Below are 18047 nucleotides of genomic sequence, written 5' to 3'. Positions count from 1 at the left end.
TCACAGGTCGTCGAACGGGCTGGCGTAGCGGAACTCGCCGCGGATCGACTCGCGCCAGGCGTGCGACTGTCGCGCCATGAAGTACTGCGGCCCCCACGGCTGGGGCGGGGTGACGCCCAGCTCGACGGCCGGCCGGAACCCGAAGCGCGGGTAGTAGTCGGGATGCCCGAGCAGGACCACCAGCGGTTCGTCCCGTGCGTCGGCCGCGCCGAGCACCGCGTGCATCAACGCGCTGCCCACACCGCTCCGCTGCCGGTCCGGCAACACGCCCAGCGGCCCCAGGCCCAACGCCACCGGCGCACCGTCCACTCGGCCGCGGGTGGCCACCACGTGCCCGACCACCCGGCCGTCCACATCGGTCGCCACCAGGGAGTACGCGGGCAGCCAGCCCTCGTCGGCGCGCAACGCGTCGACAAGGGTCGCCTCGACCGGTACGCCGTCACCGCCATCGGCCTTGGCGAAGGCTGCGCAGTGCACCGCCCGAACGTCGTCGACGTCGGCGGGTGTCTCGCGTCTGATCAGCACCGCGCCACCATACGGGTGCCCTCGGCAACGGCTCCACGCGTTATCCCGTCGAATGCCGACGACGCGACGTCCCCGGCCCGCCGACCCGTGGCGCCCGTGGCGCCGATCATCTGGACGTCCGCGGTTCGGCGCTGTGCTCGGCCGGTTGGCGCGGGCCGGTCGGTTGCCTCGCCGGGGCTGTTGCCGAACCGACGGCAGTTGGAGGGCATGTCGCGGAAACGGGCGATGACTGTCAGTCATATTGATGACTGACAGTCATCGCACGAATGAGCGAATAGGGCTCCCGGCCCGAGATCAGCGGGGTCGTAGGCCGGCGGGTCGGAGTCCAGGTCCGGTCGGAGGCCGGGGCGGGGGCGGGTCAGCGGCCAGGTCCGGTCCGGCCAGGTCCGGTCCGGCCAGGTCCGGTCCGGCCAGGTCCGGTCCGGCAAGGCCCGGCTCGGCTCGGCTCGGCACAGCCCGGGTCGGGTCGGGTCGGGCGCCATCTCAGCCGACGGCAGTGGCGGAGGGCGGGGCGCTGCCGCCCTGGGGTGCCTCCGGGACCATCAGCCGGATGATCTCCGCCTGGTCGGCGGGCGAGGGCAGTCCCCATTCCGGTCGGTAGCCGTACACCTGGTGCAGTGGGGTGGAGCCGGTGCGGCCGTCCAGGATCTCCACGGCGTCGGTGCCGATCAGGCCGGGGTGTTCGACGCCGCAGGCCTCGGCGACCTTGGTCAGGTCCCGGCGCAGCGTCCGCAGGTAGTTGGCCGCCCGGACCGACTTCGACGTCGGGTCCAGGCCCCGGGCGAGCCACGCGTTCTGGGTGGCGACGCCGGTGGGGCAGGTGTCGGTGTGGCACTTCTGCGCCTGGATGCAGCCGATCGCGAGCATCGCCTCCCGACCGACGTTGACCATGTCGCAGCCGAGCGCGAACGCCACTATGGCGTTGTCCGGCAAGCCGAGCTTGCCGCCGCCGACGAAGACCACCTGTTCGTGCAGATCCCGCTCGGCGAAGATCTTGTAGACCCGGGAGAAGCCCTGCTGGAACGGGAGCGACACGGAGTCGGTGAAGATCAGTGGTGCGGCCCCGGTGCCACCTTCGCCGCCGTCGATCGTCACGAAGTCCACACCCCTGCCGGTGTCCCGCATCAGGGTGGCCAACTCCTGCCAGAAGCTCAGGTCACCGACCGCCGACTTGATGCCGACCGGCAGACCCGTCTCGGCGGCCAGCAACTCCACCCAGTCGAGCAGGCTGTCGCAGTCGGAGAACTCGGCGTGCCGGGATGGGCTGACGCAGTCCTGACCGGCCGGGATGCCCCGGGTGGCGGCGATCTCGGCGGACACCTTCGCCCCGGGCAGCAGCCCACCGAGGCTTGGCTTGGCGCCCTGGCTCAGCTTGATCTCCAGCGCCCGCACCGGTGCGCCTGCGACCAGGTCCTTCAGCCGGTCGAGGCTGAACCGGCCGTGCTGGTCGCGGCAGCCGAAGTACGCGGTGCCGAGTTGGAAGACCAGCTCACCGCCGTTGCGGTGGTACGGCGACAGGCCGCCCTCGCCGGTGTTCTGCAGGCAGCCGGCGAGCGCCGCCCCCCTGTTGAGCGCGGCGATGGCATTGCCGGAGAGCGAGCCGAAGCTCATCCCGGAGATGTTGACCACCGACTCCGGTCGGAACGCCCGGGCGCGTCCCCGTGCCGCTCCGAGCACCTTCGCGCAGGGCAACCGCACGTCGTGCCCGGCTGTCGGTGACGACGGCGGCACGGCACGGCCGAACGTGCGGTGCTTGATGATCGGGTACCCGGGGGTGTACTCGATGTCGTTGTCAGTGCCGAAACCGAAGTAGTTGTTCTCCTGTTTGGCCGACGCGTACACCCAGCGGCGCTGGTCGCGGGTGAACGGCCGCTCCTCGTTGTTACCGGCCACGATGTACTGCCGTAGCTCCGGCCCGATCGTCTCCAACAGGTAGCGGGCCCGGCCGAGGACCGGAAAGTTGCGCAGCAGCGCGTGGTCGCGCTGGATCAGGTCCCGCGCGGCGAGGGCCGCGACGGCGGCGGCGACAGCGGGTACGGCTCGACGGGCCCAGGTCATGCCCGGGACTCTTTCCGCCCGGGCGGCGGATCAAACCGGTGAGCTGGCTGGTGGCGGTGCGGGTGCGGCCCGCACCGCCACCCCGCGCTCAGCGGTGCCGGAACGACTCGCGGACCGATCCGCCGACGACAGTGCACCACGTGCTCGTGCTGAGTTTGCCGTTGCGGGGCAGACCGTGCAGCGCCTGAAGGTCCTGCACCGCCCTCCGGGTGGCGTGGTCGTACGCCCCGGTGACGGTGACCGCGTACCCCTTGGTGGCGAGGATTTCCTGCACGGCCGTGACCGGCGCCCCGGCGGCGTGCTGGTCCAGCTCCGGGGCGAGGGTCTCCCAGGTCGGCGTGGTGAGTGTGGCGTCCACGTCCACCGCGATGCCGTTGCGGGCCTGCCAGTCCTGCACCGCCGCGACGGTCGCGGCGTCGAACGTGCCGCTGACGGTCACCGGGTAGCCCCGGTAGGCGAGCAGGTGCTGCACCACGCGAACCGAGGGGGAGTTGACGAAACGCCACAGATCCGGCCAGCGGCGTGCCGGCACCTCACCGAGCTTGGTGCCGAGGGCGGCGTGCACCCGCCGCCGCAGCTCGGGGAACTGCCGGTAGAAGGCCGCGCCCGGGCACTCGGTGGTGCGGAAGTCCCAGTGGCCGAAGATGTCGTGTGCGTGCAGCCCGTACTGCCGGCAGATCGCGACGCAGAGCTTGACCAGCGAGTCGGTCAACGCCTCGGGTGGCGTCTCGGTGACGTAGGTGCCCTCGTTCTCGATGCCGATGGCCCTGCCGTTCTCACCCGGACAGTGCGCCGAGATCATTTGCCGGTCGCCGGCTTCCAGGCGCTCCAGGCTGCCCCGGCGACCCTCCAGCACGTACCCGCCACGGCTCACTGTGAAGTGCTGGCCGGTGTCCGACCAGCCGTTGCCGTCCATATGCAGGTCCTGGCAGTCGTGGGCCAGCTTGACCGCCTGCTCGCGGGAGTAGTCGGTGACGTTCGGGAACGCCATGTGGTGCACGATGATCTTGTTGGTGGCGATGGCGCTCACCGACAGCGGGTCCTTCGGTGGGCGGGCGGCCCACTCGTCACAGCTGATGATCCAGTCCAGGTCGGCGCCCGGCGCGGCCTGCGCCGCGCCCGGGAAGGCGAGTTCGCTCCCGACGACGGCGACAGTGGCGGCGCCGAGACCGGCCCGCAGCAGCGTCCGGCGATCCACTTCGGAATGGTCGACGTGCATTGCGTCTCCTCCTGCGGCCGACGGCGGGGGGATGAAAAGTAGCTCCAGTGGCCGCACTTACTCCGGAGAATATTGCCAAGACTCGTCCCCGCGCCAGAGGGGCGGTCCTGCCTGGTCGGCGTTTCCGCGCGTCGGGTCGGGGGTAGGTCGGGACTGACCGTTCCGGCTGCCACATTTAAGGAATGACCAGATGAGTGACAACGTCAGCGACGCGGTGGGCGACGCTCTCCGCTCGGTGATGCTCTTCCTGCCCAAGGCCGTCGCCTTCCTGGCGATCCTGGTGGCCGGATGGCTGATCGCCAAGGCCGCACTGAAGATCGTGGAGAAGGTCCTCGAACGGGTGGGCTTCGACCGCGCCGTCGAACGCGGCGGCATCCGCCGCGCGTTGAGCCGCTCCCGGTACGACGCCAGTGACATCGTCGCGAAGCTCGTCTACTACGCGGTGCTGCTGTTCACCCTTCAGCTCGCCTTCGGCATCTGGGGGCCGAACCCGATCTCCGACCTGCTCGGCGCGGTGATCGCGTGGCTGCCCCGCGCCTTCGTCGCGATCGTCATCGTCGTGGTCGCCGCCGCCATCGCCAACGCGGTCAAGGACATCATCAGCGGCGCGCTCGGCGGCCTGTCGTACGGCCGGGTGCTGGCCACCATCGCCTCGGTGTTCATCCTCGGCCTCGGCGTCATCGCCGCGCTCAACCAGATCGGCGTGGCCACAGCGGTCACCACTCCCGTGCTGATCGCCGTGCTGGCCACGATCGGCGGCATCCTCGTCGTCGGTGTCGGCGGCGGTCTGATCCGTCCGATGCAGAGTCGTTGGGAGTCGTGGCTGACCCGCGCCGAGCAGGAGTCGCAGGTGATCGCCGAGCACGCCCAGGCGTACCGGGCCGGTCGCCGCGACGCCGAGGCCGAGCTGGCTCGCCGGTCGGCCACCACCAGCGGCGCGGAGGCCACCCAGGTGGTGCCCCGGCCGGCCGCCGCCGACGCCACCCAGGTGGTGACCCGGCCCACCGACCCGGAGGCCACCCAGGTCGTCCACTTCCCGGTCAGCTCCGACGCCACCCAGGCGGTCGATCGCAGCGCCGTCGACGACGTGACGCCGATGCCGGCCCGGCCCTCCGCTACCGACGACACGACCCAGGTGGTCAGCGGCTCGGCCGATTCGGACACCACGCAGGTGGTGGGCGCCGGCGTCGACCCCGACGCCACCCAGGTGGTCACGGGCGGCACCGATCGCGCGGTGCCCGGGCAGCGCACCAGCGACGACGGTGAGACCACCACTGTCATTCCGCCGGTCGACAGGCGCTGACACCAGCGGTACGGCGGCGGGGCGGGATCGATCTGATCCCGCCCCGCCTCTCGTTGGCCACTCCGCCTCGCCCAGCCGGCGCGGTTCGCGTTGCCCGGCACACCGAAAGCGCTGGCCGTAGCCGCGCCGGTTGTCTAGCATCGCGGCCATGACCTGGCGACATTGATCCAGCAGCGTCGGCCGATCCCGTGGACCACCACGGGCACCGAACGTCCGGTGTCCGTCTCCACTCTCACGGGAAGGCCCCATGACCCGCATCGACTCGCGCGTGCCCGAGCCGGCGGTCCGTCGGCTGACGGCGACCCTCTACGGGTACTCGTTCCTCAGTGACCTCGTCCTGCTCTATCCGCTGTACGTGGTGTTGTTCGCCGACACCGGGCTGTCGGTGGGGCAGATCGCGTCGCTCTTCGTCATCTGGTCCGCCGCCGGCATCCTGTTCGAGGTGCCCTCCGGCGCCTGGGCCGACGTGCTGTCCCGCCGGCTGCTGCTGTGCCTCGCCCCGCTGGCGGCCGCCGCGGGTTTCGCGCTCTGGGTGCTGCTGCCGTCGTACCCGGCCTTCGCTGTCGGTTTCCTGCTCTGGGGCGCCGGTGGCGCACTGGTCTCCGGTGCGCTGGAGGCGTTGGTCTGGACCGAGTTGGACCGGCTCGGCGCTGTCGGCCGGTACGCGCGGGTGCTCGGGCGGGCGCGGACGGCGGGTGTGCTGGGCGTTGTGGTCTCCGGAGTGCTCGCCGGCCCGGTGCTCGCCGTCGGCGGGTACCCGGTGGTCGGCGCGGCCAGCGTGCTCGCCTGCCTGCTCGCCACGATCGTCGCGACCCGCTTCCCGGAGCACCGCACGCCGACCGCCGCGGCCGTCCCGGTCGCCGAGCCGGCGATGGCCGCCCGGCCGGTGGGTGCCGCACCCCCGGGACCGCACGAGCCGGACACCGTCGCGCCCGCGAGCCCGGACGACGATGGGGACCTGGGGTGGTGGGACACGCTGCGGGCCGGAGTGTCACAGGTCCGCACCCGCCCGCCGGTACGGGCCGCCGTGCTGCTGGTGGCCGTTGTCGCCGCCGACTGGGGTGCCCTGGACGAGTACACCCCGCTGCTCGCACTGGACACCGGCGTCGACGCGCGGGCCGTACCGCTGCTGCTCCTGCTGCTCTGGGCCGGAGTGACGGTCGGTGGGCTGCTCGCCCCGGCGGGGGAGCGGCTGGGCAGCCGAGGCTACGCCGCCCTGCTGGGGCTGGTCGGCGTCGCGCTGGCCGCAGGGGCCCTGCTCCGGCACCCGGCGGGGTTCGTGCTGCTCGCGGTGGCCTTCGGGGCCGCGCAGTTGGCCACAGTGCTGGCCGACGCGCGGCTCCAGGCCCGGATCACCGGCACCACCCGCGCCACAGTCACCTCGTTGGCCGGGATGGCCACCGACGTGCTGATCATCGTGACGTACGCCGGCTACGGTCTGCTCGCCACGGCGGCCGGCAACGCTGTGGCGTTCGCGCTGACCGCCGGGGCGTACCTCGTGGTGGCGCTGGTGCTGCTGACCCACCGCCGCCGGACGGCGGTGCCCGTCGGCGTGGCCGCGGCGGTGCCGGACTGACCGGGGCCCGGCGGCGGCCTCCTCGGGCCGCCGCCGGGCCGTACTGTCAGCCGGCCATGTGCAGGAACGACCACTGGTGGCCGTCGAGGTCGCGGAAGCCGCGCATGTACATCGGGCCGTTGGCCATCCCCGGCCCGAGCGACTCCCCACCCGCGACCGCCGCCTGGTCGACCAGTTCGTCGACCTGCCCTCGGCTCGACGCCGACAGCCCGATGATGACCTCCCGGCTGGTCGCCGTGTCCGGCGTGGCGACCCCGGTGTACGCCTCGAAGCCCGAGCGCAGGTGCAGCACCAGCCGGGTGGTGTCGGAGATGGTGAGCACCGTGCTGTCGCCGTCCGGCCCGGCCTGGTCGCTGGTGAAGCCGATCGCCCGGTAGAACTCGGTGGCGGTGGTCAGGTCGCGCACCGGCAGGTTGATGAATGTCAGTGTCATCGGTGGTCTCCGTCCGTTTCGAGCAACACCTTCAGCGCGGTGAGCCGGTCCCGCCAGTACGCCTTCAACTCCGCGGCCTGCTCCGCTCCGGTCAGCTTCTCGTGCAGGACGTTGACCCGGGCCTTTGACTCGCCGACAGCGCCGGCTCGGCGGTCCGCTTGATCAGGTGCCGGCGGGCGGTGGTGTAGCTCTCGCCGGTCTTCTCCATCCGGGCCCGGCCCACGTTCCCGCCGACCCCGCCGGAGTGGGGCATGTGGCACCACGTCCCGAGGGCTCAAGGCCCCCTCTGCCTCCGCGTTGCCGACGGCGCGAGCGCCGGGAGGGAGGTGCGGCGCAGGACTACGCCGACGTCATCCTATGCCCGAACAGCCGTCAGGGTTGGTCACCGTCGAGGTAGACCCACCTGCCGTCCTCGCGGACGAACCGGCTGTGTTCGGTCAGCGTGCCGGGCTGGCCCGCGTCCCGGTAGTGGGCGTGGAAGGTCACCGTGCCGGCGGTGTCGAGCAGGCCGCCCCGCTCGGTCTCCACGACCTCCAGTCGGGTCCACCGCTGCCCCGGGTCGAGCTCCAGGGAGGCGGGCCGGGTCGAGGAGTGCCAGCTGCGCAGCAGGTAACCGGAGTCGCCGAGGGCGAAGGCGCTGAACCGGGAGCGCATCAACGCCTCGGCCGTCGCCGGGGCGTCGCCGCCGTGCGCCGGGGCGCAGCAGTCCGCGTACGCCCGACCGGAACCGCACGGGCACACCCGTCCCGTCGTCGCGTTCGCCCGCCGACGTCCCGCACCTTTACCCACGTCGTTCATCCTGCCGCACCCCCGGTCTTTGGCCCGCCCGCCCAGGCCCGCCTCACGCGATCTTGCACTTTCTGTGGCGACATAAGTAATTAAGGGTGCGTATCGACGACACAAACTGCAAGATCGCGGGGCGGGGCGGGGGCGGGGGCGGGGGCGGGGTGAGGGTGGGCTCACAGCCAGCCGGAGCGGCGGAACAGCCGGTACAGGAACAGGGCCGCCGCCGCCATCAGGGTGAGGGCCCCGGCGTAGCCGTAGCGCCAGGCCAGCTCGGGCATGTGGTTGAAGTTCATGCCGTAGATGCCGGCTATGCCGGTCTGGGTGGCCGCGATGGCCGCCCAGGCGGCGATCTTGCGCATGTCGTTGTTCTGCTCGACGGCGAGCTGCGCCAGTCGCGACTGAACGATCGAGGTGAGCAGGTCGTCGTACGCGGCCACCCGGTCCACCGCCCGGCTCAGCCGGCCGTCGACGTCGACGAACCAGCGGTGCAGGGCACGCGGCGGACCGTCGGGTTCGAGCAGCGTACGCATCGGCGCCTGCAACGGCAGGACTGCCCGCTTGAACTCCACCACCTCCCGTTTGAGCTGGTAGATGTGCTGGATGTCGGCGCTGCGGTCGCGGGCGAACACCGCCTCCTCGACCCGTTCCAGGTTCCGTTCCACGTGCCCGGCCACCTCCAGGTAGGAGTCGACCATGCGGGCGCAGACCGCGTACGCCACCGCCCACGGGCCGGCGGCCAGCAGCGCGGGGCGGCGCTCGATGTCGGCGCGGACGCTGCGCAGTGCCCCGGCGGCGCCGTGCCGCACAGTGATGGCGAAGCGGTCGCCGAGCAGCACCATCACGTCACCGGTGTCGATCACCTCGGAGGTGTCGGTCAGCTCGTCGTGCTCCACGTACCCGGCGGTGCGCAGGACCAGCAGCGTGACCGGCCCGTGGCGCTGCACTGTGGGCCGGTGCCCGTCGGCGAGCGCCTGTTCGACTGTCAGTTCGTCGAGGCCGAAGGTCTGGCCGACGGCGGCGAGCACGGCCGGGCCGGGATCGTGAAGTCCCAGCCACACGAAGGCGTCGCGGCCGTGCCGCGCCCGGGCGTACGCGTCGGCGTAGTGCGGTTGACCGGGTTCCCGGCGGCCGTTGACGTAGACGGCGCAGTCGACCACGGCGTCCGGGTTGGACCGACGGGGGGTGGGGGAGGCGCCCTCGACCCGTCCGAGCAGTCGCCGGGCCAGGGCGCGTACGCCTCGACCGGTCCGGTCCCGTACCGGTCGCTGATCCACCGCGTGCCTCCCCGTCGCCGCCGCACCGTCCCGATCAGGGGATGGTGCCACCGCATTCTGCCGACCAGGGTCCGGCTCCCGACAGCGGGGAGTCGGCCCGGGCGTGCTCGGTTTCAGGCGGGTGGTCCGGTTCAGGCGGTGCGGGTGGCGAAGACGACGATGTTGTCGACGTAGTTGCCGGTCGCCGCGTCGAACCGGCCGCCGCAGGTGATCAGGCGTAGCCCGGCGGCGTCGGCCGGGCCGTAGACCAGGGTGGTGGGGAAGTGCTCCTTGGGGTACGCCCGCACGTCGTCCACTGTGAATGTGGCGACCCGCGCGTCGGCGCGGGTGACCTGCACCTGCTGCCCGGCGCGGAGCCGACCGAGGTCGAAGAAGACCGCGGGGCCGGACGGCGCGTCGACGTGTCCGACCAGGACGGCGTTGCCTGTCTCACCGGGGCTGACCCCGTGCCGGTACCAGCCGGCGAGGGTGGGCCGGTCCAGCGGCGGCACCTCCAGCACCCCGGCGGCGTCGGCGCCGACGGGGACGATGTCGGCGCGTACGTCGATGGCGGGGATCTGCACCCGGATCGGCGCGGCGGGTGGCAGCGGCGCCAGGTCCGGTGCGGGGTGGGTGCGGGTCGGCTCGTCGGCCGACGGTAGTGGTGGCCGCGCCGGGTCGGCGGTGAGGCCGACGGTGATCAGCCCGAGCCCGGTCACGCCGAGCAGGGCTACCACTGCCGGTAGGGTTCGCCGCCACCGCACGTGTGCACCTCCGTACCGGGTCGTCGGGGTGCCCGCGCCGGTGTCACCGGCGCGGGCACCCGTCTCAGGGATGGAACGGTCGCCGATCAGGCGACAGTGGACACCGGACGGCGCCGGCGGATCAGGATCACCGCGCCGGCGAGGGCGGTGCCGAGCAGCGTGCCGCCGGCGGCGAGAGCGCCGGTGTCACGGTTGTCGCCGCCGGAGCCGGCCGGCGCGCCGCCGATCGGGGTGACGGCGAAGGTGGCGGTGCCGGCCGAGCTGCCGTCGCCGCAGGTCGCCGCCACCGTGTACGTGCCCAGGGTGAACCCGGCGGTGAAGAGCTCGGCGCTCAGCCCACCGCCGGCGGCGGCCGTGGTGGATCGGACGTTCTGGTCGCGGTTGGGGCCGGTGACCCGGAAGAGGGCGTCACCCGACTTCGGGTTGCAGGTCGTCGCGGTGAGCACGACGGTCCCACCGACCGGGGTGGTGGCCGGTGACACAGTGGTGTCGGCCAGTGCGGCGCCTGGCAGCAGGAGCGTGCCGAGGCCCACGCCGAGCGCCGCCGAGCAGAGTGCTGTTGAGACCTTCATACGCGTCTTCCCTCACTTTTCGTCCGCTGACTGCGTGGGACGTCGTTCGGGTGGCCAACTCCGTGACTAGCACCGGTGTGCCCAACACTAGGTGGGTTGGGTCCACGATCAGGTGAAAATGAGAAATCCTCGTTGCCGTCACGTGTCCACCCGAAGGTGGGGAGAGCTGCGGAAAGGCCCGGACGACCCGACCGGCACCGGTGCTCCGATCGATGTCTGCTCCGGCCGGGCTGTCGTCGCTGGGCCGATGGCGAGGTATTGCCGACGACGGCGGAAATGCACCGCCTGGGGTAGCGCGATCCGCGCTCGGTCAGCGGGCCTGGGCCGGGGTCGGGTCGGGCATCGGCTCGCCGGTCTCCAGCAGGGTCTTGAGGCTGGCCAGCAACTCCGGCCAGCCGCCGCTGCCGTCGAGCTGGCCGCTGATCGCCCGGTGCATCTCACTGTCGGGGGAGAAGTCGTCGTGGATGACGGTCAGCCGGACGGTCGACCCGCTGTGCGGCGCGATCTCGAATGTCACAGTCGAGCGGCGCTCACCGAGCCGGGCGGCCAACTCCTCGGCGGACCAGCCGAAGTGCGCGGCGTGTTCGGCCTGGAAGCCGTGCCAGCTGTAGGAGAGCCGACGGTACGGCTCGGCGACGAGCACCCGCTGGCCGAGGTCGCGCGGCTCGCCGTCCGGTGCGTCCTGCCACAGCACGGGTGACCCGACCTGCCAGTCTGAAATCAGCGCGACTCCACCCCAGTAGCGACTGGTGAACGCCGGTTCGGTGAGCGCGGACCACAGTCGCTGCGCGGTGGTGGTCACGTAGGTGGTGTAGACGAAGGTCGGGCTCTCCATGGGTTGTCGCTCCAATGCGGTGGTCAGGTCGGCCAGGGTGGCAGCGCGCTCGCGGTCGTAGCGGCTGAGCCACCGGTCGGCGATGGCGTTGATCGGGGCGGCGTTGAGGTAGTGCAGCTTCTCCCGGCCGCGCCGCACGGTCGTGACGAGATTGGCCGCCTCCAGCACCGACAGGTGCTTGCTGACGGCCTGTCGGGTGCCGGCCAGCCCGTCGCACAGCTCCCGCAGGGTCTGGCCGTTGCGTTCGTTGAGCCGGTCCAGCAGTCGACGCCTGCTGGGGTCGGCCAGCGCCCGGAACGCGTCGTCCATCGACCCTCCTCGCAACAGGCAACCATTCGGTTGCTCGTCACGTTAGGCAACCAAGGGGTTGCCTGTCAATCCGCCCCGGGCGGCCTCCTCCCGGGGGATAAATCCGCTGGCGGCCGGGGGAGACGCTGGTAGGTTCGCTCGCCGTGACACGGAACGTGGGAGCCGGCCTGGGACCGGTCTTCGCCAAACTCTGGGCGGCGAGCACCCTCTCGGCCCTGGGCAGCGGCCTGGCCACCGTCGCAGCGCCGCTCTTCGTCGCGTCGCGTACCGATGACCCCCTCGTGGTCGCCGGGGCGTCCGCCGTGGCCTGGCTGCCGTGGCTGCTCTTCGCCCTGCCCGGCGGGGTGCTGGTGGACCGGATGGACCGACGCCGCCTGATGATCGTCATCGATCTGGTCCGGGTGGCCGCGCTCGCCGTTCTGGCCACGGCGATCCTCAGCGGCCGGGGCGGGGTGGCACTGCTGTTCGCGGTGCTGTTCCTGGTCAACACCGGTGAGATCGTGTTCCGCGCGGCGAGCCAGGCCATGGTTCCGGTGGTGGTGCCGCGGCACCGCCTGGAGCGTGCCAACGGATGGCTCAGCGGCGGTGCCACCCTCATGCACAGCATGCTCGCCGGCCCGCTCGGCGGCTTCCTGTTCGCGCTCTCGGCAGGCAGCCCGTTCCTGGTCAACGCCGTCACGTACGCCCTCAGCGCCGTGCTGGTGGCACTGATCGGCGGGGACTTCCGGGCCGCCGTCGGCGACACGCACACACGCCGTACCCGGTCGATGGGCGGCGAGATCGCCGAGGGACTGCGCTGGCTGGCCAACCAGCGGCTGCTGCGCACGATGGCGGTGCTGATCGGTCTGCTCAACGTGACCCTCACCGCCGCGCTCGCGGTGCTGGTGCTGCTCGCCGGCGAGCGGCTGGGACTCGGATCCGTCGGCTACGGACTGCTCTTCACCTGCATGGCCAGCGGTGGAGTGCTCGGCGCCCTCCTCGGCGACCGGATCATCGCCCGGATCAGCGCCACCTGGACGATCCGGGTCGGCCTGCTCATCGAGGCGGGGCTGCACCTGGCGTTGGCGGCGTCCCGCAGCACCATCGTGGTCGGGTTCGCGCTGTTCGCCTTCGGCGTGCACGGCGGGTTGTGGAACATCGTGTCGAACTCACTGCGCCAACGACTCACCCCACCGAACCTGCAGGGCCGGGTGGCCAGCACGAACCTCTTCGTCGCGGCGGGCGGCAACTGCGTGGGCGCACTGCTGGGCGGGCTGCTCGCCGCCCGATTCGGCATCACCGCGCCGTACTGGGTCGGGTTGGTGGTGGCGATCGGCGTATCCGCGGCCACCTGGCGGGTCTTCAACCGCGCCGCCGTCGCGCACGCCTATGCCGACCCGCCACCTGTCGAGTCGCCCGCCCCGGTGGCCTGAGCGCCGATCCGGCCCATCCGGTGGTCGCGCGCGAGGGTGTGGCAGCGTGGTCCCTGTGACCGACTCCGCGCCGCTCGACGTCGACCTCGCGCTGCTCGGTGGTGGCGGCGCCGCGTCGTTGCTGCTCGCCGCACTGGACCGCCACGGTGTCCGGGATCTGCGGATCGCCATCGTCGACCCGGTGCGCCGACGCGGTCAGGACCGCACCTGGGCGTTCTGGGGTCACCCCGACAGCGATCTGGACCCGCTGCTCAGCGCGAGCTGGCAGCAGGTCGAGGTGGCGACTGCGGCGCGACGCCGCGTCCTGGACCTCACCCCGCTGCGGTACGCCATGCTCCGCTCCGGCCCGGTCTACGACCGGGCTGCCGACGCCGAGCGTCGCCTCCACGCCACCCGGATCGTCGCGCCCGCCGAGACGGTGCGCGACGACGGTGACCGGGTGCTCGTGGGTACCGGCGACGGGCGCGGCGTACGGGCCGGCTGGGTGCTCGACTCCCGTCCCCGTCCGCCGACGCGAGCGGGGCGGACCACCTGGTTGCAGCACTTTCGGGGGTGGTGGCTGGAGGCGGACCGGCCGGTGTTCGACCCGACGCGTGCGGTGCTGATGGACTTCCGTACCCCGCAGCCGCCCCGGGGCGTCTCCTTCGGGTACGTGCTGCCGGTCAGCGACCGCTACGCCCTGGTCGAGTACACCGAGTTCTCACCGGACCTGCTCACCGACGCCGGGTACGACGCGGCGCTGGCCGGCTACCGGGATCTGCTCGGGCTGGATCCGAGCGTGTTGCGGGTGCGGGAGGTGGAGAACGGGGTGATCCCGATGACCGATGCGCCGTTCCCGGCCCGGCCCACCCCCCGCGTGGTGCGGCTCGGCACGGCCGGTGGCGCGACCCGCCCCTCCACCGGCTTCACCTTCTCCGCCATGTACCGCCAGGCCGACCAGGTGGCCCGCGCCCTCGCCGCGGGCCGCGCGCCGGTGCCCGAGCCGGCCTACCCTCGCCGGCACCGCTGGATGGACGCGGTGGCGCTGCGCGCGCTGGACCGGGGCGGGGTGGGCGGTCCCGAGTTCTTCGACCGGCTCTTCGACCGCAACCCGGCCGAGCGGGTGCTGCGCTTCCTCGACGGCGGCACCACTCCGGCCGAGGAGATCGCGATCATGAATTCGACCCGGCTGTTGCCGATGATCGCCGCGACCGCCGGCGACGCCGTACACCGGGTCCGTGACCGGCTGCGCCCCACCCGGCCAGCGCCGGCCATCCCACCAGCGGTGGTGGGTTCGGCGCCGACGGCTCGGCGCGCCGGCCCCCCGAGCGGGGAGGACGAGGTCCGCGCCCGGTAGGTTGCCGGGCATGGTGGACGCGGCGGCCGGCAGGGGCGTGCAGATCTGGACCGACGGGGCGTGCAGCGGCAACCCTGGTCCGGGTGGTTGGGGCGCGCTGCTGCGCTACGGCGATCACGAGCGGGAGCTGTGCGGCGGTGAGGCCACGCCCACCACCAACAACCGGATGGAGCTGATGGCGGCCATCCAGGCGTTGGAGAGCCTGAACCGGCCGGTCACCGTGGAGCTGCACACCGACAGCACGTACGTGCGCAACGGCATCACCAGTTGGCTGGCGTCGTGGAAGCGCAACGGTTGGCGGACCGCCGCGAAGCAGCCGGTGAAGAACGCCGACCTGTGGCAGCGGCTGGAGGCGGCCTGCGAACGGCACGAGGTCACCTGGCTGTGGGTCAAGGGGCACAACGGTCACCCGGAGAACGAGCGGGCCGACCGGCTCGCCAACAAAGGCATGACCGAGGCCCGGGGCGCGCTGACCAGCCGCTGATCCTGGTCAGCGGGTCGCGTCCGGGTGCCCCGGCATTGTCGACCCGCCGCCGCTGCTGCCGGACGAACCACCGACGACGCCCGAGCTGTCGGGCTCGGTCACGATGTCCGGCCGGACGTCGGTGTCCGCCGGTGCGGGGACCTCGGTGTCCGCCTCGACCTGCACCAGTGCCGCCTGGCCGACCTCGTCCTCGCTGTGCTGCGGGTCGCCCGGCTGCTCACCTTGGCGATTTCGGTAGCCCACGCCGTGCCCCCCGTCGATGCCGGTTCGCGTCGGCGCTGGCTACCCGGCGTCGTCGCGGCCGAAACCTCACGGTCAGCGACGTCGGCCCCGGCGGGCGGGTGCGGGAGACCGGGCCGGCTGACGGACCGGGGTGAGCGGCAGCGCCGTCCAGTGCGCCGGCCGGGTGAGCGTCTGCGGCAGCCCGGTGTGGGTGTCACCCCGGGCGGCGTCCAGCTGGGTCTGGTGCAGGAACAGCGTGCGCCGCAGGTCCGCACCCCGCAGGTCGGCCCCGCGCAGGTCCGCGCCGGTGACGTCGGCCAGGCCGAGGTCCGCTCCGCGCAGGTCTGCGCCGATGAGCAGCGCCCCGCGCAGGTTGGCCCGGCGGAGGTCGACGCGGCGCAGGTCCACCCCGAGCAGGTGCGCGCCGCGACGGTCGGCACCGCCGGGGGCCCGGGCCGCGTCGCTGGCCCGGGACAACAGCGGGTTGATCCGGTTCCGGTGGTCGGCGACGTCCACCGCGCGAAGGTCCGCCGGGCCACCCTCGGTGAGCGTCAGCGTCTCGGCGCGAGCGCGTTCCAGTTCGGCGCGCAGGTCGCCCGGCGGGCGCAGCGACACCGCCTCGGTGAGGTACCAGAGCAGCTCGTGCAGCGGGCGCAGCACCGCGAACGCCTCAGCCATCACCGGCAACGTCTCCGGCGCGTCCCGCCAGTCCCGCCCGCCGAAGGTCACCTGGGCGACCTGCTGCCCCGCGCCGAAGCAGTCGAACACCGTGCAACCGGGAAAACCACGCTGCCGCAGCTCGGTGTGGATGCCGCAGCGGTGGTCGGGGCGCAGGTTGGGGCAGGGCGACCCGGCCGGCTTGTCGATGGCGAAGTCCGCCGACGCGGCGAAGGCGGGCACCACGCAACACAGCCCGAAGCAGCGTCCGCAGTCGGCGCGCAGCTGCGCCGCCCCGGACGGCGGTGCGGTGCGGTGCGACACGCCGACGGTCCTCCTGGCGATCAGGGGTGGGCCACCATTGTTTCCTGTGCCGAGCCCACGGGTCGCTCGGGGGTCACCGTGCGTGTGTGTCACCGGCCGTCGCGGGGCGGGGCGACGGGGTACGGGCATCGCCCGGTGGCGGCACCAGTCGGCGGACGTCCCGCTCGCCGTCGTCGTGCCCGTACTTCTGGTCGAAGTGCCGTTTCACCACGTCGGCCGGGGTCCGGTCCCCGTCGGCGGGCTCGGCCAGCGCGAACACGCCGGGCGCCGCCCCGGGCGCGCGGGGCGGCAGCACGGCTCGCACCGTCAGCGGCCCGGTCACCCGGAACCCCCGGCAGTCGACGTAGTGCTGCCCGTCCACAGTCACGAACGGCACGCGTACCTCGACAACGTCCGACTCGTCGTGGCGCAGTGTGACCGTGACCGACCAGTACCGCTCCAGGTCGAGGGTGGCCTGCTCGTGCTCCCACAGTTCCTCGAACCGGGCGTGCACGAACCCGCCCCACGGACTGTCCATGTCCACCTCGAGCTGCGGCACGTTGAACGACAGCTTCCCGATCGGAAAGAACGAGATCAGCGCCCGCCCGTCCCACTGGTAGAGCTGGATCGACGGGGACGCGTCGTAGAGCCGGACCTGGAGGCGGTGGCGCAGCCGCGAGTCGAGCGCGTCGGCGAACGCGGCCAGGTGGCGCAGGTTGGTACGGATCTGCCGGGGCACGTCCACCCGTTGCCGTTCCAGCTCCTCGGAGCGTTGCTGGGCGGCGGTGCAGTCGGGGTCGAGCAGGAGCAACTGCACCTGGGCGCCGTTGGCCAGCGCCGCGCGCACCGCGCTCAGCGTCTCCTCCCGGTGCCGTTGCTCCAGCAGGATCGTCCAGGTGTCGAGGATGCGCACCCGACGCCCGGAGCGGTGCAACCGCGCCACGAACGCCTGCTGGTCGAAGCTGAGGTGCTCCTGCACCCGCGCCTTGCGGGCCTCCTCGAACAACGGGTCGAAGATGACGTACGAGATGGCCGCGAGGACCACGCTGGCCCCGAGGTTGAGCAGCAGGTCGCTGAGGAAGCCGGTGCTGCGCCAGGCGGCCAGCAGCATGACGACGGCGACCGCGAAGAGTGCCCCACCGACGACGAAGGCCCGTCGTTGCCGCCCGCCCCGACCAGCCCACCCGGGCATCAGGTCCCCTTCCGCCGTCGGTCGGCCCCACCGCCGCTTGCTGATCACCGGAATTCGGAGGATACGTGCCCGCTTTGCTGCGCGCTGTCCCGTTCTCCGAGCGATCGGTTCGCCATTGCGAAACGCCCCGCCGCTCATAGGGTGACGGTAACGGAGTCATGCGACCACGGAGGGTGGCGGGGTGGACGAGAGCGAACGCGAGCAGGCGCTTCTCACCGTCCTGACCACCGAGCACTACGCGTTGCAGACCTCTCGCGCCGGCACCATCGCCGAGGCCACCGGCCGCGCCACCATCTTCCTGTCCGTGCTGTCGGCGGCGCTGATCGGCCTCGGCTTCGTCGCCAGTAACGACAAGCTGGTCCGGCCGTACCTGGCCGCGGTGCTCCCGACGCTTGTCATCCTCGGGGTGCTGACGTTTCTGCGGCTGGTGGAGACCACAGTGGAGAATTCCTTGGACCTGCTGCGGATCCAACGCATCCGGGCCTACTACCAACACCAGCTCGCCGGCGAGCATGACTTCTTCGCCGACGCGGTGGTGGCCGACGACGCCATGAGCACCGCCTGGAACCTGGTCGGCACGCGTCCGGGGTGGTGGGAGTTCCTGCTGACCACTGCCGCGCTCGTGGGCGCGGTCAACGCGGTGCTGACCGGACTCGGCATCGCGCTGGTGGCCGCGACCGTCGGGGTCGGGGTCGGGCTGACGGTTGTGGTCGGTGTGCTGGTCGCTGTGGTGGCGTTCGGTGTGCAGTTCACGTACATCGTCCGGGCGTCGGCCGCATCGATGCGCTGACGACGCCCGCCGGTGCCG

At 72.3% G+C, this 18047-nt stretch carries 18 protein-coding genes and 1 pseudogene; 6 read left to right on the top strand and 13 right to left on the bottom strand.

Annotation, left to right across the window (positions count from 1 at the left end):
- The 3 genes from AB0K35_RS14850 to AB0K35_RS14840 all read right to left on the bottom strand — a co-directional run bounded on the left by AB0K35_RS14850 (nucleotide 1) and on the right by AB0K35_RS14840 (nucleotide 3781).
- A complete protein-coding gene (locus AB0K35_RS14850; RefSeq protein ID WP_363885659.1) occupies nucleotides 1-525 on the bottom strand; it encodes an N-acetyltransferase in 525 nt (174 codons plus the stop codon).
- A gap of 483 nt (nucleotides 526-1008) precedes the next feature.
- Nucleotides 1009-2583 carry an FMN-binding glutamate synthase family protein gene (locus AB0K35_RS14845; RefSeq protein WP_363885657.1) on the bottom strand — a complete coding sequence of 525 codons (1575 nt, stop codon included), beginning with the start codon at nucleotides 2581-2583 and terminating at the stop codon, nucleotides 1009-1011.
- Between the two features lie 88 nt (nucleotides 2584-2671).
- On the bottom strand, nucleotides 2672-3781 hold the full coding sequence (locus tag AB0K35_RS14840) for an N-acetylmuramoyl-L-alanine amidase (protein WP_357365140.1): 1110 nt from the start codon (nucleotides 3779-3781) through the stop codon (nucleotides 2672-2674).
- Nucleotides 3782-3992: 211 nt separating this feature from the next.
- Here AB0K35_RS14840 and AB0K35_RS14835 point away from each other — a divergent pair.
- Together AB0K35_RS14835 and AB0K35_RS14830 are read left to right on the top strand one after the other, a co-directional pair.
- Nucleotides 3993-4724: pseudogene (locus AB0K35_RS14835) on the top strand (hypothetical protein); the annotation flags it as partial.
- 628 nt (nucleotides 4725-5352) lie between these two features.
- The gene (locus AB0K35_RS14830; RefSeq protein WP_238669602.1) at nucleotides 5353-6681 is read left to right on the top strand and encodes an MFS transporter; all 1329 of its coding nucleotides are present in this window, start codon (nucleotides 5353-5355) and stop codon (nucleotides 6679-6681) included.
- A 46-nt stretch (nucleotides 6682-6727) separates the two neighbouring features.
- Here AB0K35_RS14830 and AB0K35_RS14825 read toward each other — a convergent pair whose 3' ends face one another.
- The 7 genes from AB0K35_RS14825 to AB0K35_RS14795 form a co-directional block, all read right to left on the bottom strand.
- Nucleotides 6728-7114, bottom strand: coding sequence for a VOC family protein (locus AB0K35_RS14825; RefSeq protein WP_363885655.1), 387 nt, complete (start codon nucleotides 7112-7114; stop codon nucleotides 6728-6730).
- Nucleotides 7111-7392, bottom strand: a complete 282-nt coding sequence (locus AB0K35_RS14820; protein WP_363885653.1) for a hypothetical protein — start codon at nucleotides 7390-7392, stop codon at nucleotides 7111-7113. Before AB0K35_RS14820 ends, AB0K35_RS14825 begins: the two co-directional genes overlap by 4 nt.
- Nucleotides 7393-7486: 94 nt before the next feature.
- Complete coding sequence (locus AB0K35_RS14815) at nucleotides 7487-7912, bottom strand: YchJ family protein (RefSeq protein WP_363885651.1); 426 nt, start codon at nucleotides 7910-7912, stop codon at nucleotides 7487-7489.
- Nucleotides 7913-8073: 161 nt separating this feature from the next.
- Nucleotides 8074-9174: a magnesium and cobalt transport protein CorA gene (locus tag AB0K35_RS14810; protein WP_363885649.1), complete on the bottom strand. Its 1101-nt coding sequence runs from the start codon at nucleotides 9172-9174 to the stop codon at nucleotides 8074-8076.
- 131 nt (nucleotides 9175-9305) lie between these two features.
- Entirely contained in the window at nucleotides 9306-9917 is a 612-nt protein-coding gene (locus AB0K35_RS14805) for a class F sortase (protein ID WP_363885647.1), read from the bottom strand.
- An 86-nt stretch (nucleotides 9918-10003) separates the two neighbouring features.
- A complete protein-coding gene (locus AB0K35_RS14800; RefSeq protein WP_091406610.1) occupies nucleotides 10004-10489 on the bottom strand; it encodes a hypothetical protein in 486 nt (161 codons plus the stop codon).
- A gap of 310 nt (nucleotides 10490-10799) precedes the next feature.
- Nucleotides 10800-11633: a metalloregulator ArsR/SmtB family transcription factor gene (locus AB0K35_RS14795; protein WP_363885645.1), complete on the bottom strand. Its 834-nt coding sequence runs from the start codon at nucleotides 11631-11633 to the stop codon at nucleotides 10800-10802.
- A 143-nt stretch (nucleotides 11634-11776) separates the two neighbouring features.
- Between AB0K35_RS14795 and AB0K35_RS14790 the strand changes: the two genes are divergently transcribed.
- Genes AB0K35_RS14790 through rnhA form a run of 3 tightly spaced genes read left to right on the top strand, consistent with a single transcriptional unit; the run spans nucleotide 11777 to nucleotide 14865 of the window.
- Nucleotides 11777-13045 (top strand): MFS transporter, encoded by a 1269-nt coding sequence (locus AB0K35_RS14790; protein ID WP_363885643.1) that lies wholly within the window; start codon nucleotides 11777-11779, stop codon nucleotides 13043-13045.
- A 55-nt stretch (nucleotides 13046-13100) separates the two neighbouring features.
- Nucleotides 13101-14381 (top strand): lycopene cyclase family protein, encoded by a 1281-nt coding sequence (locus AB0K35_RS14785; protein WP_238670759.1) that lies wholly within the window; start codon nucleotides 13101-13103, stop codon nucleotides 14379-14381.
- 10 nt (nucleotides 14382-14391) lie between these two features.
- Nucleotides 14392-14865, top strand: coding sequence for a ribonuclease HI (gene rnhA / locus AB0K35_RS14780; protein ID WP_238670758.1), 474 nt, complete (start codon nucleotides 14392-14394; stop codon nucleotides 14863-14865).
- A gap of 6 nt (nucleotides 14866-14871) precedes the next feature.
- On the opposite strand, the gene AB0K35_RS14775 is transcribed toward rnhA, so the two are convergent.
- The 3 genes from AB0K35_RS14775 to AB0K35_RS14765 all read right to left on the bottom strand — a co-directional run bounded on the left by AB0K35_RS14775 (nucleotide 14872) and on the right by AB0K35_RS14765 (nucleotide 17239).
- Nucleotides 14872-15108: a preprotein translocase YidC gene (locus AB0K35_RS14775; protein ID WP_238670757.1), complete on the bottom strand. Its 237-nt coding sequence runs from the start codon at nucleotides 15106-15108 to the stop codon at nucleotides 14872-14874.
- Nucleotides 15109-15180: 72 nt separating this feature from the next.
- Nucleotides 15181-16068: a pentapeptide repeat-containing protein gene (locus AB0K35_RS14770; RefSeq protein WP_363885641.1), complete on the bottom strand. Its 888-nt coding sequence runs from the start codon at nucleotides 16066-16068 to the stop codon at nucleotides 15181-15183.
- Between the two features lie 73 nt (nucleotides 16069-16141).
- Entirely contained in the window at nucleotides 16142-17239 is a 1098-nt protein-coding gene (locus AB0K35_RS14765) for a DUF5919 domain-containing protein (protein WP_238670755.1), read from the bottom strand.
- Nucleotides 17240-17420: 181 nt separating this feature from the next.
- Here AB0K35_RS14765 and AB0K35_RS14760 point away from each other — a divergent pair, with 181 nt between their 5' ends.
- Complete coding sequence (locus AB0K35_RS14760; RefSeq protein ID WP_238670754.1) at nucleotides 17421-18029, top strand: hypothetical protein; 609 nt, start codon at nucleotides 17421-17423, stop codon at nucleotides 18027-18029.
- Nucleotides 18030-18047 lie beyond the last annotated feature (18 nt).

Source organism: Micromonospora sp. NPDC053740, from assembly GCF_040677775.1.
GTDB lineage: Bacteria > Actinomycetota > Actinomycetes > Mycobacteriales > Micromonosporaceae > Micromonospora > Micromonospora alfalfae.
Note: the sequence above shows the minus strand (reverse complement) of the source record. Positions and strands in the feature narration are given on the sequence as shown.

Bases quoted from the DNA above. Each gene is read 5' to 3' on its own strand.
- AB0K35_RS14845 (WP_363885657.1), bottom strand. From the start codon at position 2,583: ATGACCTGGGCCCGTCGAGCCGTACCCGCTGTCGCCGCCGCCGTCGCG.
- AB0K35_RS14830 (WP_238669602.1), top strand. From the start codon at position 5,353: ATGACCCGCATCGACTCGCGCGTGCCCGAGCCGGCGGTCCGTCGGCTG.
- AB0K35_RS14825 (WP_363885655.1), bottom strand. From the start codon at position 7,114: ATGACACTGACATTCATCAACCTGCCGGTGCGCGACCTGACCACCGCC.
- AB0K35_RS14815 (WP_363885651.1), bottom strand. From the start codon at position 7,912: ATGAACGACGTGGGTAAAGGTGCGGGACGTCGGCGGGCGAACGCGACG.
- AB0K35_RS14800 (WP_091406610.1), bottom strand. From the start codon at position 10,489: ATGAAGGTCTCAACAGCACTCTGCTCGGCGGCGCTCGGCGTGGGCCTC.
- AB0K35_RS14795 (WP_363885645.1), bottom strand. From the start codon at position 11,633: ATGGACGACGCGTTCCGGGCGCTGGCCGACCCCAGCAGGCGTCGACTG.
- rnhA (WP_238670758.1), top strand. From the start codon at position 14,392: ATGGTGGACGCGGCGGCCGGCAGGGGCGTGCAGATCTGGACCGACGGG.
- AB0K35_RS14765 (WP_238670755.1), bottom strand. From the start codon at position 17,239: ATGCCCGGGTGGGCTGGTCGGGGCGGGCGGCAACGACGGGCCTTCGTC.